Annotated in this window: 14 protein-coding genes; 11 read left to right on the forward strand and 3 right to left on the reverse strand. The window is 51.4% G+C overall.

Translation table 11 applies throughout. The features are described from left to right. Positions 1 to 428: 428 nt before the first annotated feature. Together ACWIUF_RS13170 and ACWIUF_RS13175 are read right to left on the reverse strand one after the other, a co-directional pair. Complete coding sequence (locus tag ACWIUF_RS13170) at positions 429 to 812, reverse strand: type II toxin-antitoxin system death-on-curing family toxin (RefSeq protein WP_448572879.1); 384 nt, start codon at positions 810 to 812, stop codon at positions 429 to 431. Beyond that, positions 812 to 1,009 (reverse strand): DNA-binding protein, encoded by a 198-nt coding sequence (locus ACWIUF_RS13175; protein WP_448572881.1) that lies wholly within the window; start codon positions 1,007 to 1,009, stop codon positions 812 to 814. The genes ACWIUF_RS13170 and ACWIUF_RS13175 overlap by 1 nt, the downstream gene beginning before the upstream one ends. A gap of 276 nt (positions 1,010 to 1,285) precedes the next feature. On the opposite strand from ACWIUF_RS13175, the gene ileS reads away from it, so the two are divergent. Then, on the forward strand, positions 1,286 to 4,162 hold the full coding sequence (gene ileS, locus ACWIUF_RS13180; RefSeq protein ID WP_448572882.1) for an isoleucine--tRNA ligase: 2,877 nt from the start codon (positions 1,286 to 1,288) through the stop codon (positions 4,160 to 4,162). A gap of 459 nt (positions 4,163 to 4,621) precedes the next feature. After that, on the forward strand, positions 4,622 to 5,305 hold the full coding sequence (locus ACWIUF_RS13185; protein ID WP_448572883.1) for a calcium-binding protein: 684 nt from the start codon (positions 4,622 to 4,624) through the stop codon (positions 5,303 to 5,305). A 57-nt stretch (positions 5,306 to 5,362) separates the two neighbouring features. On the opposite strand, the gene ACWIUF_RS13190 is transcribed toward ACWIUF_RS13185, so the two are convergent. Further along, a complete protein-coding gene (locus ACWIUF_RS13190; protein ID WP_448572884.1) occupies positions 5,363 to 5,488 on the reverse strand; it encodes a hypothetical protein in 126 nt (41 codons plus the stop codon). A gap of 267 nt (positions 5,489 to 5,755) precedes the next feature. Between ACWIUF_RS13190 and ACWIUF_RS13195 the strand changes: the two genes are divergently transcribed. The 9 genes from ACWIUF_RS13195 to ACWIUF_RS13235 all read left to right on the forward strand — a co-directional run bounded on the left by ACWIUF_RS13195 (position 5,756) and on the right by ACWIUF_RS13235 (position 16,476). After that, on the forward strand, positions 5,756 to 6,775 hold the full coding sequence (locus ACWIUF_RS13195) for an ABC transporter permease (RefSeq protein WP_448572885.1): 1,020 nt from the start codon (positions 5,756 to 5,758) through the stop codon (positions 6,773 to 6,775). A gap of 126 nt (positions 6,776 to 6,901) precedes the next feature. After that, the gene (gene gltX, locus ACWIUF_RS13200; protein ID WP_448572886.1) at positions 6,902 to 8,353 is read left to right on the forward strand and encodes a glutamate--tRNA ligase; all 1,452 of its coding nucleotides are present in this window, start codon (positions 6,902 to 6,904) and stop codon (positions 8,351 to 8,353) included. A 53-nt stretch (positions 8,354 to 8,406) separates the two neighbouring features. Further along, positions 8,407 to 11,928 carry a helicase-related protein gene (locus tag ACWIUF_RS13205; protein WP_448572887.1) on the forward strand — a complete coding sequence of 1,174 codons (3,522 nt, stop codon included), beginning with the start codon at positions 8,407 to 8,409 and terminating at the stop codon, positions 11,926 to 11,928. Positions 11,929 to 11,973: 45 nt separating this feature from the next. Beyond that, positions 11,974 to 12,597, forward strand: coding sequence for a hypothetical protein (locus ACWIUF_RS13210; protein ID WP_448572889.1), 624 nt, complete (start codon positions 11,974 to 11,976; stop codon positions 12,595 to 12,597). A 60-nt stretch (positions 12,598 to 12,657) separates the two neighbouring features. Beyond that, positions 12,658 to 13,134, forward strand: coding sequence for a DUF29 domain-containing protein (locus ACWIUF_RS13215; protein WP_448572890.1), 477 nt, complete (start codon positions 12,658 to 12,660; stop codon positions 13,132 to 13,134). 1 nt (position 13,135) lies between these two features. Further along, positions 13,136 to 13,585 (forward strand): DUF29 domain-containing protein, encoded by a 450-nt coding sequence (locus ACWIUF_RS13220; protein ID WP_448572891.1) that lies wholly within the window; start codon positions 13,136 to 13,138, stop codon positions 13,583 to 13,585. 10 nt (positions 13,586 to 13,595) lie between these two features. Continuing rightward, positions 13,596 to 13,832 (forward strand): DUF433 domain-containing protein, encoded by a 237-nt coding sequence (locus ACWIUF_RS13225; RefSeq protein WP_448572892.1) that lies wholly within the window; start codon positions 13,596 to 13,598, stop codon positions 13,830 to 13,832. Next, on the forward strand, positions 13,829 to 14,182 hold the full coding sequence (locus ACWIUF_RS13230; RefSeq protein WP_448572894.1) for a DUF5615 family PIN-like protein: 354 nt from the start codon (positions 13,829 to 13,831) through the stop codon (positions 14,180 to 14,182). The genes ACWIUF_RS13225 and ACWIUF_RS13230 overlap by 4 nt, the downstream gene beginning before the upstream one ends. Positions 14,183 to 14,202: 20 nt before the next feature. Next, positions 14,203 to 16,476, forward strand: coding sequence for an Eco57I restriction-modification methylase domain-containing protein (locus ACWIUF_RS13235; protein WP_448572895.1), 2,274 nt, complete (start codon positions 14,203 to 14,205; stop codon positions 16,474 to 16,476). The last annotated feature ends 100 nt before the right edge of the window (positions 16,477 to 16,576 follow it).

The following is a 16,576-nucleotide window of genomic DNA, read 5'->3' on the forward strand; positions in this document are numbered from 1 at the left end:
AGTTTCGCTATTTGCAACTAGAACTCAGCCGTCGCTGTTCGCTCGTCCATTGGAGCTACGATTTGCTTCCAGAAACGCTTGTATGACTCTCGCACCCTCAAGTGTAAAGTTTTATATCTGGATTCAACACTTCTGGGTAAAACCTGATGAAACAGCCGTCAATTTCAGGGACTATGTTAGGCAGCGCTACAATCACTGACGCAACTTGTCTATCGTACCGTCATAACTGCCTCAATCACCATCCGGACACTCAACGCCCGCTTCACCTCACGAAGTCTGTGCGGGCACTCCCTCCAGCAGCGCCCCGATCGATCGCCCCACCGAAAACCTCTAAAGCTGCTCAGGATCGGTTCCCAACGCTCGTAATTTGGGAAATGCCCAAATAGTTGAGCAAAGCAATACCCTTCATGCGTCGCTCCAAAAACTGGTTAGCGGACGGTTGTGTTCTGTTGTAACCATTCTACGAGTGCCTCGCGCCCTAGCTTGCCTGATGCGATGGCTAACACCACACGCTCTTGCTCATCCACAGGGGCATTTATTTCCATCCCATTCAGGATAAGAAAAGTTTCCATCGCGGCATGCCCTGTGCGTTTGTTTCCATCTAAAAATGGATGATTCATGATAATAGAAAATCCTAATGCTGCTGCTTTATCAATCAAGCTTGGGTATAGATCTTCTCCACCAAACGTCATTCGCGGCTGAGCGATCGCTGACTCCAACAGCCCTACATCTCGGACACCCAATGCTCCACCGGATTGCTCAATGACCCTATGATGGAGTTCCAATACCTCGATTAACGTCAGAAAGCGCATTATGCCAACCGCCGATACAACTCAGCATTTTTTGTCAGCACATAATTGGCGGCATCAACAAACTCGCTCTTTTGAGAGTTGAGCCAATCCTCCAGACTTGCCTTCAGTAAAACTTCGAGCGCAATCCCATGAACAGTTGCTAAATCTTGCAATCTTTGAAATTGCGTGTCTGAAAGGTCAAGGGTAATAGAAGCCACAGCGATCGCTCTCCTACTGTTTCTGGCTCAAGTTTAGCATTTACCCTCAATGGGTAGCCTGGTTGTGCGCCTCTAACCCAGGAGTAAAGCCAGCTAAAAGTTGGCGTTAGCAGCGGGCAGCAACACTCAGCAGCATGGACCCCGGTAATGCCGACCCAACCAAGGCCAAGTCCCTACTAACGGCGTAAAGAAAGTTGAAGCGGGAGGGGATTCTGGCTGATAATGGTCACAACCTGCCCCTCTGAATTGGAAGCGTAACGAACTGTGACCGCACCTGTGACAGAACCCGGAAGCTATAAAGACACCGTTAACCTCCCCCAGACCGCCTTTGACATGCGGGCTAATGCCGTCAAGCGGGAGCCAGAGTTGCAACAATTCTGGGCGGAGACCCAAATTTACGAGCACCTGTCACAGAATAATCCGGGCGAGATTTTTGTCCTCCACGATGGCCCCCCCTACGCCAACGGCGCACTCCACATGGGCCATGCCCTGAACAAAATCCTCAAGGACATCATTAATAAATACCAACTGCTGCGGGGCCGCAAGGTGCGCTATGTCCCCGGTTGGGATTGTCATGGGCTACCGATCGAACTCAAGGTTCTCCAGGCCATGACCAGCACCGAACGCCAACAGGCCACGCCACTGGAACTGCGGCAACGGGCCAAAGCCTACGCCCTCGAACAGGTCGATGCCCAACGCCAGGGCTTCAAACGCTACGGCATTTGGGGCGACTGGGACCATCCCTACCTGACCCTGACCCCCGACTACGAAGCGGCGCAAATCGATGTCTTTGGCCAAATGGTCCTCAAGGGCTACATCTACCGGGGGCTGCGGCCCGTCCATTGGAGTCCCAGTTCCCGCACTGCCTTGGCCGAAGCCGAACTCGAATATCCCGAAGGCCACACCTCCCCCAGTATCTACGCTGCCTTCCCAATGGTGCGTCTGGCGGAGGCCGCTCAAGCCCTGCAACCCTTCCTGAGCAATCTAGGGGTGGGGATCTGGACCACAACGCCCTGGACCATTCCCGGCAATCTGGCGGTGGCGGTCAACCCGGATCTGACCTATGCCGTGGTTGAGGTAGGTGGGGAAAAACCGGCATTTAAGTACCTGCTGGTCGCGGCTGAACTCGTAGAACGTCTAGCGGCAACCTTGGGGGTAGATCTCACGGTTCAAACGACGATCGCGGGGAAAGATCTCGAACACTGCACCTATCGCCATCCGTTGTTCGATCGCGAAAGTCCTATCCTACTCGGCGGCGACTACATCACCACGGAATCCGGTACGGGCCTCGTCCACACGGCTCCAGGGCACGGTCAGGAAGACTTTGAGGTGGGCAAGCGCTATGGTCTCGATATTCTCTGTCCCGTTGATGAGGCTGGGAACTTTACCGAGGAAGCCGGTCCCTTTGCGGGGTTGAATGTCCTCAAGGATGCCAATCCTGCCGTCATTGTCGCGCTGGAGCAAGCCGGAGCACTCCTCAAGCAGGAACCCTACGTCCATAAATATCCCTACGATTGGCGCACCAAAAAACCGACGATCTTCCGGGCTACCGAGCAATGGTTCGCCTCGGTGCAGGGTTTCCGGCAGGCGGCACTAGACGCGATCGCCCAGGTACGCTGGATTCCCGCCCAGGGGGAAAACCGGATTACACCAATGGTGGCCGAGCGATCGGACTGGTGTATTTCCCGGCAGCGCAGTTGGGGCGTCCCTATCCCGGTGTTCTACGACGAAGAAACTAACGAGCCGCTGTTGAATCAAGAAACGATCGCCCATGTGCGGGCCATCATTGCCGAGCACGGTTCCGATGCGTGGTGGGAATTGCCGGTAGAAGCGTTACTGCCGGAACCCTACCGTAGCAACGGTCGCACCTACCGCAAGGGCACCGATACGATGGATGTCTGGTTTGACTCCGGTTCCTCCTGGGCCGCAGTCGCTAAACAACGGCCAGAGCTAACCTATCCAGTGGACCTGTACCTGGAAGGCTCGGATCAGCACCGGGGATGGTTCCAGTCGAGTTTGTTGACCAGTGTGGCGGTGAATGGTCACGCCCCCTATAAAACGGTGTTGACCCACGGGTTTGCTCTGGATGACCAGGGGCGCAAGATGAGCAAATCCCTGGGCAATATTATTGATCCGTTGATGATTATTGAAGGCGGGAAAAATCAAAAGCAAGATCCCCCCTATGGGGCCGATGTTCTGCGGTTATGGGTCTCATCGGTAGACTATTCCGCTGATGTCTTGATTGGGAAAACAATTCTCAAGCAATTGGCCGATGTCTACCGTAAGATTCGCAATACGGCCCGGTTCCTGTTGGGGAATTTGCATGATTTCAATCCGGCGACGGATGCGGTTCCCTATGCCAATTTGCCGGAACTCGATCGCTATATGTTGCATCGTATGACCGAAGTCTGCAACGATGTCACAGCGGCCTTTGATAGTTTCCAATTTTTCCGCTTCTTCCAAACGATCCAGAATTTCTGTGTCATCGATCTGTCCAATTTCTATCTGGATATTGCCAAGGATCGGCTCTATATCAGTGCAGCCAATAGTCCCCGCCGTCGTAGTTGCCAAACGGTGCTGGCGATCGCGGTGGAAAACCTCGCCAAGGCGATCGCGCCGGTCCTCTGTCACATGGCGGAGGATATCTGGCAGGCATTGCCCTACGAAACAGGCGTGCGATCGGTGTTTGAGTCGGGCTGGACGCATCTCGATCCCACCTGGCAACAACCGGATTTGGCTGCGACCTGGCAGCAATTGCGGCAAATTCGTACCGAGGTGAACAAGGTGCTGGAGCAGGCCCGTGCAGAAAAGGCGATCGGGTCTTCTCTAGAGGCCAAGGTGTTGCTCTATGTTCCGGATGCGTCCCTACGGCAGCAGTTGCAAGGGTTTAATCCCAGCGATACTTTGGCAGGAAATGGGGTCGATGCGTTGCGCTATTTGCTGATTGTCTCCCAGGTGGAACTGGTGGATGCGCTGACGGCGATCGAGGCAGAACAGTATCGTCTCGCCTCGGACATTGCTGGCATTGCTGTCGTTAAGGCCGATGGGGAGAAGTGCGATCGCTGCTGGAATTATTCCACCCAGGTGGGCCAATCGGCGGCACATCCCTTGCTGTGTGAACGCTGTATTCCGGCGTTAGCCGGGGAATTTTAAGGCTTTAAAGCTACAAAACTCAATACCAGTAAGGGTTTGGTTGGGTTGCACTGCATTTGACCCAACCTCTGCTCTGCCTGGGGGCAACGAGCTTGAGTGATGTGACATGAGTATTTTCGCTGCTGAGCAGCCAGAGCCAGTCAGGGGGTGATGGCAGGTGGGAGCGCTATAGAAGCATTTGGGCAATAAGGCCCGCAATAGCTACGGTTTCTGATAATTCGGGCTATCCTGAGATACTTTTGTTGCAAATATTCTTACTTAAGGCAAGATTATTGACGCAAGAGATAATTATTGCTACAATTCCAAACTAGAGACAAGTCTAAGTTAGAAAATTGCGATTTTATTAGTCATCTTTTTGTTCTTTCTTAAATCAACCTCCCTACCACTAAGTGGGAGTTTGGTCTCACTATAGAGAGGGAGAGAAGTCTCATTTTTATATTTTTCTAGGAGGCGAACCTAATGGCTGTGATTGTTGTTGACCAAAGTGAAGGTTGGGGAACGAATGAGAGCGATCGGATTTATGGTATGGATATTTCCCAACGCATCTATGGCCTAGATGGCGATGATGTCATCCTTGGTGCTGGTGGCAACGATTACCTGGTTGGCAACAAAGGGAGCGATGGCCTTTGGGGGGGTGCCGGTGCAGATACTCTTAGAGGAGGTAAAGACCGCGACTATCTCTATGGTGAGTCTGAGAATGATTGGTTGTTTGGCGACAATGACAACGACGATCTAAATGGTGACAATGGTGATGATATCCTCTACGGGGGGAAAGGCAATGACGAGCTTTGGGGAGGCTATGGTAATGACACCTTATCGGGCGATAAGGGGAATGACTATCTCGTTGGCGGAGGTGGGGCTGATGTTTTTGTCTTTGGAGCGGGTAGAGGGTTGGATATCGCCAGTGATTTTGAAGGTGGCATCGATAAGGTTGGACTAGCCAATGGCTTGAGTTTCTCCGATCTGGAAATCCGCAGATTACCAGCAATGGTGGGAAGTATACAGATACCTGGCTGGGCTTCCTGGTTAGGGCCTTCTACGGGAGATATAGAACTCAAGATTAGAGCCACAGGTGAGATTATAGGCTATCTCGACGGCAATAAGGTTTCTGCCATCGGTCCAGAGGATTTTATTAGCATCTAAGCTCACTATCTAAGCAAGTTCTCCTAGAGAAAAAACGATGTTGTCCTTTGGTGAGATTTAATCGCCCCAGAAATAGAGGCCCAAGGCAAGGGTTAATACAATGATGATGGCGACGGCCATAACTTGCAGGGTGGGCATGATCCAGTCGGGGGGCTGTTGCAGGAGGAGCGGAGCGGTAATCATGGGCTTCGGTTCACTTATGGTTGGGGGTACAGCTATGTTCTCAGACTCTACGCGATCGCAGGATTCTGTCAAGCTCAGGGCGATGCTCCTGCGGAGAGGCTATGCAAACGTCGGATAATTGATTTCTGCGGCGGCGAGCAACTCTGGCCTCGCCGCCCAGGGCACCAAGGCTGAGAGGCAGGAAGGTAATTTTCATAGCATCGTCTCACCGACTGGTTAGGCTACAGTAGCGAAGCTGTCTTGGTCGCCGAGATTGTGAGCGTTGCGATGAATCGGATTTTATATCGGGGGATGGCGCTGATCGGTGCCGTGGGCTTTATCGCCCTCATGATTCTGTTGGTGGGGGCTTCGCCGTGGCAGGTGGGCGCGAGCCTTGTGTTGGGAGCCTTTGGGACACCGGATCAGTTCGCACGGGTGCTGGCCACGTTAGCCCCCCTGTTGCTCTGCGCCAGTGGTCTGGTGCTTACCTTCACGGCGGGGTTGTATAACCTGGGCATCGAGGGACAGGTGATGGTGGGCGCGATCGCAACCACGGGACTACTTCGACTCCTGGCCCCCGTTCTCCCCGCAAGTTTAGTCCTGTTTCTCGGCATTCTTGGGGGCGCGATCGGGGGGGCTTTGTGGGGGGTGTTCACAGGCTGGCTGAATGTATTTGGCAAGGTGAACGAAATTTTCGCCGGACTGGGGTTAAACTTTGTGGCCCAGGGATTAGCCCTGTACCTCATCTTTGGCCCCTGGAAGCGACCGGGGGTGGCATCCATGAGTGGGACTGAGCTATTTGAACCCTCCCTGTGGTTGGGCACGATCGGCAAGACGGAAGCTAGCCCCGTTGCCCTCATACTGGGTGCGCTAGCCTTAATCATGACTTGGCTGGTGATGCGCAGTACCTACCTGGGACTCCGCCTACGGGCGGTGGGTCAAAACCCCCAGGCGGCCTATATTTTGGGGATTCCGGCCACAACACAATTACTCAGCGCCTTTGCCCTCTGTGGTGCCCTAGCCGGGTTGGCGGGGGCGCTCCAGGTAACGGCAGTCTTCCATCGACTGATTCCCAATATTTCCAGCGGGTTGGGGTTCCTGGCCCTGTTGATTGTGTTGCTTACAGGATCGAGTGTTCTGTGGATTTTGCCCGTCGCCTTTTTCTTCAGCGCCCTCAATATTGGCAGCTTGCAACTGCCCCTGTCGCTCCAACTAGAGTCCTCCCTCTCCGGCGTGATTCAGGGCACCGTCGTCCTCCTCGCCCTCCTCGGTCGCGGCTGGGATCAACGCCGACGCCCAACTTCCTAATCCTTTGCGTCCCTTCGTGTTCTTGGTGCCTTAGTGGTTAATTTCACCCAGAGCGCACCGAGTACACAGAAGGAGGAAACCGAATCTTGCTAGCATGGAAAATGCTGTTTTTAATTCCCTGTGCTTGTGACTGTTCGCGTTCGTATCGCCCCTAGCCCCACTGGCAATCTTCACATCGGCACCGCCCGGACTGCCGTCTTCAATTGGCTGTTTGCCCGCCACCACGGGGGCCAGTTTATCCTGCGGATTGAGGATACAGACCTAGAGCGATCGCGGCCCGAATACACACAAAATATCCTGGATGGCCTCACCTGGCTAGGCTTGACCTGGGATGAAGGTCCCTTCTTCCAGTCGAAACGCTTGGATCTTTACGAGCAGGCGGTGCGCCAACTCCTAGATCAGGGCCTAGCCTACTACTGCTATTGCACGGAAGACGAACTGGAGGCGATGCGATCGGCCCAAAAGGCACGGGGGGAAGCACCGCGCTATGATAACCGCCACCGGAATTTGACGCCAGAGCAACAGGCAGCGTTTGCGGCAGAAGGACGGCGACCCGTGGTGCGCTTCAAGATTGACGACGATCGCACGATTAGCTGGACGGATCTGGTCCGGGGGACGGTGACCTGGCAGGGGAGCGATCTAGGCGGCGATATGGTGATTGCCCGTCGGGCACCCGTGGGGGAGATTGGCCAACCGCTCTATAACTTTGTGGTGGTGGTGGATGACATTAATATGGGGATGACCCACATCATTCGCGGCGAGGATCACATTGCCAATACAGCCAAACAAATCCTGCTCTACGAAGCCTTGGGGGCTGCCGTACCCCAATTTGGCCACACGCCGCTGATCCTGAACCAAGCGGGCCAAAAGCTCTCGAAGCGGGATGGGGTGACTTCCATTTCCGACTTCCGGACAATGGGCTACCTGCCCCAGGCATTGGTGAACTATATGACCCTGTTGGGCTGGTCGCCGCCAGACTCGACCCAGGAACGCTTTACCCTGGCGGAGGCGGCTGCGGTGTTTGGCTTCGATCGCGTGAATCGGGCGGGGGCCAAGTTTGACTGGGATAAGCTCAATTGGCTGAATGGGCAATATCTCCACGATCTGCCGGTCCCGGAGTTGACGGATTTGCTGATTCCCTATTGGCAAGGGGCGGGGTATCCGTTTGATCCAGTGGGCGATCGCACCTGGTTAGAAAGTCTGGCGGCGTTGCTGGGGCCAAGCCTGAGTCGGTTGGATGAGGCGGTGGCAATGGGTCAGTTTTTCTTTAGTGAAGCCGTAACGCTGGATGAGGAAGCGCAGCAGCAGCTACAGCAGGAGGGTGCCCAGGCGATGCTAACGGAGATTCTGGCAAGTCTGGCGACGGTGACCCTAGAGGCGGAGGCGGTGGCAAGTCTGCTGAAGCAGGTGACGAAATCGACGGGGTTGAAGCGGGGGATGGTGATGCGGACGCTGCGGGCGGCATTGACGGGGGCAGTGCATGGGCCGGATCTGACCCAATCCTGGTTGTTGCTCCACCAGCGGGGAACAGATAGGCCTCGTTTGCAAGCGGCGTTAGCGGTGACCCAACCCTCCTGATCCTAATCCGGAGGGTCCCGCATCAGCCCAAAATTCGGCTCTGGGTACAATCCATGTCCAGCATTTATGACAATATCGAGCAACCCATCCTGCCTGAGTTGCAGCATTACCTGAAGCAAGCCTACCGGGCTGATTTCTGTGTGGGTTATTTTAACTTGCGGGGATGGCGACAAATTGATGCCGATATTGAGCAATTTACGGGTGGCGAAGGTCAGGCTTGTCGATTGCTGGTGGGGATGTACCGTTTGCCAAAGGAGGAATTACGGCAGTCGTTGGCGATTGGTGTAGAACCGGAACGCATCGATCAAGGGCAAGCGCTGCGGCTACAAACCCTGATGGCGCAGGAGTTTCGGCAGCAATTGACCTATGGTGCGCCCAGTGTTGCCGATGAGGAGGGGTTGCAGCGATTGCGATCGCAACTCCTCGCCCAGAAACTCCAGGTCAAGCTATTTTTGCGGCATCCCCTCCATGCCAAGCTGTATCTGATTTACCGCCACGATCGCGCTACGCCCATTATTAGCTATGTGGGCAGTAGCAATTTGACCCTTTCGGGACTGCGATCGCAGGGTGAACTCAATGTGGAAGTGGTGGATCGGGATGATACGAGTAAGCTGGAGCAGTGGTTTGCAGATCGCTGGCACGATCGCTTTTGCTTAGATATTACGGAGCAATTAGCCGAAATTATTGATGAAAGTTGGGCGGGGCGATCGCTCAAGCCCTATTTTGTCTATCTAAAAATGGCATATCACCTGTCCCAGGAAGCGCGGGATGGGTTGAGTCAGTATCGTGCTCCGGCCAGTTTTGGGTTGTTGCCGTTTCAGGAAGCGGCGGTGCAGATTGCGGCGCACCATGTCAGCAAACGCAATGGCGTGGTCATTGGGGATGTCGTGGGCTTGGGTAAAACCCTGGTGGGAACGGCGATCGCCCATCTTTGCGAGGAAGACTACGGCACCAGCACGCTGATTATCTGCCCCAAGAATTTGGAAAAAATGTGGCAGGATTACGTCGATCGCTACGGCTTGCGCGGCAAGGTGGTTCCCATTAGCCGTGTGATTCAAGAATTGCCCAATGTGCCTGCCCGATTTCGGTTGGTACTCATTGATGAAAGTCACAACCTGCGCAACACAGAGGGTAAACGCTATCAAGCGATTAAAGACTACATTGAGCAAAGCGGCAGTCGGTGTATTTTGCTGACAGCAACCCCCTATAACAAGACCTATCTAGACTTGTCAGCACAACTGCGGTTATTTTTACGTCCCGATGCCGACTTAGGCATGAAGCCAGAAGCCTACATCCGCAGCCTTGGCGGTGAGATGCAGTTCCGCCGCAGGCACAGCGCTACCCCGGTGCGATCGCTGCTGGCCTTTGAGCATAGTCCAGAGCCGGAGGATTGGCAGCAGTTGATGAGTCGCTACATGGTGCGGCGGACACGCAGTTTTATCAAAAATACCTACGCGAAGAAGGAAGTAAAAAGTGAAAAGGTAAAAGGCAAAAGTGAGGAGCGGTTTTATTTGGAGTTTGCGGATGGGCGGCGATCGTATTTTCCGGTTCGTCGTCCCCGGACGGTGCGGTTTACGATTGGCGAACCCCAGAGTGATCCCTATGCCCGGTTGTATAGCGATCGCGTGGTGGACGTGATTAATGCGCTGAATTTGCCACGCTATGGATTAGGAAACTATGTTGATCAAGGCAAAAGTAAAAAGGTAAAAGTAAAAAGTGGGGAATCAGGAGAACTTTTGCCTTTTGACTTTTCACTTTTGCCTTTAACCAACGAGGAGCGCAAGATTCTAGAGAATTTGTCTCACGCGGGGCAGCGGTTAATGGGGTTCTGTCGCACGAATTTGTTTAAGCGATTGGAGAGTAGCGGGATTGCCTTTATCCAGTCGTTGGAGCGACATATTCTGCGCAATTATGTCTATCTCCACGCGATCGCCCACGATCTTCCCCTGCCGATTGGCACTCAGGATGCTTCATTACTGGACGAAGTAGGCAACGATGAAGACGAAGATTCGCTCTTGAGTCAGGACTGGGAAGAAGACCCTCATCCCCTAACCCCTTCTCCCAGGGAGGGAGAAGGGGAACCGGAAATTCAAAGTCCCTCTCCCTACTTGGGAGAGGGATTTAGGGTGAGGGTCAGTGAGGAGGGTTTCGCGCAACGAGCCGCAGAAATCTATCGCCTATACCAAGATCAATACCCGCGTCGATTTAAGTGGATTCGTGCCAATCTGTTTCGGCCAGAGTTGCAGCAGCATCTTCAGCAAGATGCCACGGCGTTGATCGGTATTTTGCAACTGGCAGGCAGTTGGAATCCATCGTCGGACGCGAAGCTAGGGGCACTGGTGGCGTTATTGCAGCAGCAACATCCGACGGATAAGGTGCTGATTTTTACCCAATTTGCCGATACGGCTCGGTATCTGGCAAGAGCGCTCGCAGACCAGGGCATTCAGCAGGTGGGCTTAGCAACGGGCCAATCGCCTGACCCGACGGCTCTGGTTTGGCGGTTTAGTCCTATCAGTAATGAAAAATCTATCCCAGCAGCGGAGCAGTTGCGGGTGTTGGTGGCGACGGATGTGTTGAGTGAGGGGCAAAACCTGCAAGATTGCGCCATCATTCTCAACTACGACTTGCCCTGGGCGATTATCCGCCTGATTCAGCGGGCGGGGCGGGTAGACCGAATTGGGCAGCAAGCGGAGGAGATTCTCTGCTATTCGTTTTTGCCTGCGGAGGGGGTGGAACGGTTAATCAATTTGCGGGGACGGTTGCGCGATCGCCTCAATGAAAATCAGGAAGTGGTGGGGACGGATGAAGCCTTTTTTGAGGATGAGCAGGCGCGGGAGGTGTTGCTGAATCTCTACAATGAGCGATCGGGGGTGCTGGATGAAGCGGATGAGGGCGATGTCGATTTGACCTCCGAAGCGTTGCAAATCTGGCAAAGTGCGATCGATGCCAACCCTGCCCTGAAAGGGATGATCGAAAAGTTGCCCGATGTCGTCTATTCCACGCGGGAGCATGAACCGACGGCAACTGATCCGGAGGGTGTGTTGGTGTATCTGCGCACCGACAGCGGCACTGATGCTTTGGCCTGGGTGGACAAGGACGGCAACAGCGTTACCCAGTCGCAGATGCGAATTCTCCGGATGGCCCGGTGTAGCCTGGATACACCCCCTTTGCCGCGTCATCCCCAGCACCATGAACTGGTGACTCGTGGTGCGGAACTGATCGCTGAGCAAACTAGGACGGTGGCAGGTACGCTGGGTAATAAGCGCAGTGCGGCGGCCCGGACGTATGACCGCCTGATGGCCTACACGCAACAGGTCCGTGAAACTACGCCTTTACTGGCAATGGGGAAGGAGTGGGAAAATCTGGAACGGGCGATCGAGGAAATTAACCAGTATCCGTTGAAGCAGAATGCGATCGCGCGTCTGAACCGAGAACTGAAGGCGGGTATCAGTGATGAGCAGTTGGCAAAACTGGTGACGTTTCTGCGGGAGCATGATGCGCTGTGTGTGATCAACCCAGAGGAACGACGGGATGGGGCACAGATTATTTGTTCGATGGGGGTTTTTGTGAAGTAAAAAGGAAAAAGTAAAAAGGAAAAAGTAAAAAGGGAGGTGGGAGATATGGCAATGCGGGTTAAGAAGAAGCATTTTTCCAGTTTTACCTATGCAGAGGCATTTAAGTATTTGGGTATTCAAGAGATTTTGCCTTGGTCGTTTACGGTGGAACCGATCGCACCTAGTGATTTTTTTCAAGAACATCTCCGCCGAATGCATGAGGTTTTTGATTTGCAAAGTGGAGAGGAGTCTAAAAAACTATTGATTGATGCAATTTGCCAGGAAGTTTTATGTCAATTTAGATATTTGAAAATCTGGAAAGCAGCTTCCCTATCGGATGAACAGACCACAGGTTATGTGGACTATCTACTAGCAAGACGACGCGCTTATTTTGAAACTCCACTTCTTTGTATTATAGAAGCTAAAAAAGATGATTTTGAACAAGGATTAGCTCAGTGTTTGCCAGGGATGAAGGCTTGCCAATACAACAACCAACAACTGGGGCAAGATCTGGATATTTATGGCATTGTCACCAATGGGGAGGGCTGGCAATTCTACAAGCTGACTGTGGATAATGTGGTGTATGGATCTGGTTTATATGCAACCGGAAATCTACCCCAAGTCTTGGGAATTCTACACTATGTTTTTCAACAATGCGAACAAAATTTACTAACAATTTTGGAGGGCTAGAGGGCAATTAGGTTGGTAATAAGTTGCTGAAGTCATGCTGTGTTTTGCTCAGGAGGAACTATGCTAAAAACTCAGAATTCAATCTCTCTAAGCGAACTATACGATCAGGATATTTTGTTGTGGTCAGAAGATATGGTTGCTAAGCTTAAGGCAGGGGACTTTGAGCATCTGGATATTGAGCATTTGATCGAAGAGGTAGAGGCGTTGGGGATCTCTCAGAAAAAGGAATTGATTAGTTGTTTAATTGTTTTACTAGAACATTTACTAAAACGGTTATATGTGAACTTGCCCAATGACTACAACGGATGGGAGCGAACAATTCGGACTCAGCGTTCAGAACTAGAGGTTTTATTAGATGCCGCACCGAGCTTAAGCAATCGATGGGAAATCAGCTTCGATAAGGCTTGGCAAATCGCGCTAAAAAATGTATGTAAAGAGTATCCGCAAGTTGCTTTTCCGACTGAATGGCTGTACGATCGCGCGATCGAGTCAATATTAAACAATGACTTTTGGCTGGAATCTAATGGGGAGAGTTAGTATGCCATCCAATCTCTATGAAACCGATTTTTATGCTTGGACTTTAGAGCAGTCAAAGTTGCTTAAGGAGGGAGATTTCGAGCATCTGGATATTCCTAATTTGGTGGAGGAAATTGAGTCTTTGGGGAAGCAGGAATGTCGAGAACTGGAAAATCGCTTAGGAGTTTTAATTGGGCACTTGTTGAAGTGGGACTATCAACCCGAACAGCGTAGCAAAAGCTGGCGAGTGACGATTCGAGGGCAACGACGAGAAATTTTGCAAATACTAGAAGAAAATCCTAGCCTAAAATCCTATTTGGCAGAGGCGATCGCTGATGCCTATGAGTCTGGCAAGGCTTTGGTTGTGTGTGAAACGCCCTTAGACTATGTTGATTTACCCGAAAGCTGCCCTTACACACCCGAACAACTCTTTGACCCTAACTTTCCTGCTGATTTGAATCCAATTAATTGAGGAACGACCAATGTCTGAAGCACTATTACAAAGAATTTCGCTCAATCCAGAGATCTGTCATGGAAAACCTTGCATTCGAGGATTGCGTTACCCAGTCGAGTTTTTGCTCGAATTGCTCAGTTCTGGAATGACCCATGAGGAAATTTTGACCGACTATGAAGACCTAGAAGAGGATGACATTCTAGCAGTCCTGCTGTTTGCTGCTCGCCTGAGTCAGGTTAAAAGTATTCATCGATTAGCCTCATGAAATTCCTTGTTGATGCCCAACTACCTCTAAGACTGGCTCGATTTCTACAATCCGCAGGCTATGACACTTTACATACCCGTGATTTACCTCAGCAGAATGCGACACCTGATGTATTTATTAACCAACTTTCTGTTCAAGACCAGCGCATTATCATCACGAAAGATGCTGATTTTGTTGAATCGTTCTTGCTGCAAAAACAGCCCTATAAGTTGCTTATTGTTACTACAGGGAATATTAAAAATGCTGAACTTGAGGTGCTATTCTCTCAAAATCTACAGCAGTTAATTACGCTATTTGAAACTCACAGTTATATTGAATTCAGCCGTTCTGGAATTATCGTTTATCAATAAACCTGCTACTACAATCTAAAATGTTCAACCGTCAACGCGCCCAAAAATATCTCCAACAGTTTGATTTTGAATCCCTATTCATTGAGGAATTGGGTTGGGATACGGTCGATCGCGTTACTCTACCCTTTGAGGTGGATGGCGAACCCTTTGATGTGGTGTCTATTGCTCAAAAACGCGGCTTCACGGTATTCAAGTGCATCACCCCAGCAATTCCCGACCGTCCGATTCGGGTGAAGCTCGATCGCCAACTGACGGACTACAGTAAATCGCACCTGTTGGTGTTTGGCGATGAGGGCAAGACGCAGCAGGAATGGTTGTGGCTTAAGCCACAAGTAAAAAGTAAAAAGGTAAAAGGCAAAAGTGCGGAGACGGTAACCTCGACGAGGGCGGTGCGATCGCATTCCTATAAGGTGAGCCAGAATCCAGAGGCGTTGCTGCAAAAGTTGGAGGCGTTGATTGTTGAGTTTAAGGAGGAGGAAAGTCTAACCCATGTAGACGTGATGCAAAAGGTGAAGCAGGGGTTTGATGTTGAGCAGGTTACGAAGCAGTTTTTCCAGGATTTTGAGGGACTGCATCAGAGTTTTTGTTTGGAGATTACGGGGATTGATTCGGAGAGCGATCGCCGCTGGTATGCCTCGGTTTTATTGAATCGCTTGATGTTTGTTTATTTTTTGCAACGGCGTTATTTCCTTGACAATGGTGATTCGCTGTATCTGCAAAATAAGCTGAAAGCTTGCCAGCAGCAGGGTGAATCCTTCTATGGATTTCTTAAAGATCTCTTCTTTGTGGGCTTTGCTGAGCCGGAGTATCAGCGTGATCCGGAGGTTCAAAGGCGACTTGGTAAAATTTGTTATCTCAATGGGGGGTTATTCCTTCGCCATCCTATTGAGCAAAAGTATCCAGAAATTCAAATTAGCGATCGCGCTTTTTCTCAAGTGTTGGATCTCTTTTCTCGCTATTCCTGGCATTTGGACGATCGCCCTGACAAAGACCCGATGGAGATCAACCCCGATGTGCTGGGGTATATCTTCGAGAAATATATCAACCAAAAGGAATTTGGTGCCTATTACACTCGCCCAGAGATTACGGAATATTTGTGCGATCGCACGATTAACAAGTTGATTAAGGCAAAAGTAAAAGGGCAAAAGGCAAAAGGGGAAGAGGCTGAAGAATTTTTGACTTTTGACTTTTCGCTGTTTACTTCAGAAGACTGCGATCGCCTCTTAAATGAAATTCTGCCGACGCTGGCGTTGCTTGATCCCGCTTGTGGGTCAGGTGCGTTTTTGGTGGCGGCAATGAAAACGCTGATTACCATCTATCAGCAGGTAGTCGCGCGGGCAAAGCAGTTATTAGAAAGCCCTCATCCCCTAGCCCCTTCTCCCCAGGGCGCAGGGGAACCGGAACTTCAAAGTCCCTCTCCTCACAGCGAAGGGGAACCGGAACTTCAAAGTCCCTCTCCCTGGGGAGAGGGATTTAGGGTGAGGGAAAGAATGGCTCATTGGTTGCAAGAAGCAGCTAAACATCCCTCGCTGGAGTATTACATCAAAAAACGCATTATCACCGATAACCTCTATGGGGTAGACATCATGGAGGAAGCGACCGAAATTGCCAAGTTGCGGTTATTTTTGGCATTGGTGGCTTCGGCTAAAACGGTGAATGATTTGGAACCGCTGCCCAATGTGGATTTCAATATTATGGCGGGTAATTCGCTGATTGGCTTCATTCGGGTGGATGCCGAAGGGTTCGATCGCCTTACTCCCCTCTCCCGCTTTGGGAGAGGGGCTGGGGGTGAGGGCATTTTGCAGGGGAACTTATTGCAACCTTTAGCCGCCTCAGCTTATCAACAAATTCTAGACGATAAAAACCAGAGCATTGCCCTCTACAAAAAACACGCTTTTCAACAGGCTGATCCGGAGTTACCCCAGGAAACCCGCTTGCTACAATTACGCGATCATATCGACCAACTCAATCGGGATTCCCAAGCCAAGCTGAACCAGCTATTATTGGATGAATTTAGTACAAAATTAGGGATTAAATATGAACAAGCCCAGCTAACAGGTAAGCCTCAAAAGCGGCTACTGACAATTGCCGATATCAACGCCCTAGAACCCTTTGACTGGGGGTATCACTTTGATGCGGTGTTTGCACGGGGTGGCTTTGATGCGATTATTACCAATCCGCCGTGGGAAGTCTTTAAGCCCAATGCACGAGAGTTTTTTCTCAAACATAATGAGCTTGTGAGAAAAAGCAAAATGGCAGAAGTGTTGAATCCAGATATAAAACTTTACACTTGAGGGTGCGAGAGTCATACAAGCGTTTCTGGAAGCAAATCGTAGCTCCAATGGACGAGCGAACAGCGACGGCTGAGTTCTAGTTGCAAATAGCGAAACTTGT

This window comes from Trichothermofontia sp. (assembly GCF_053493415.1).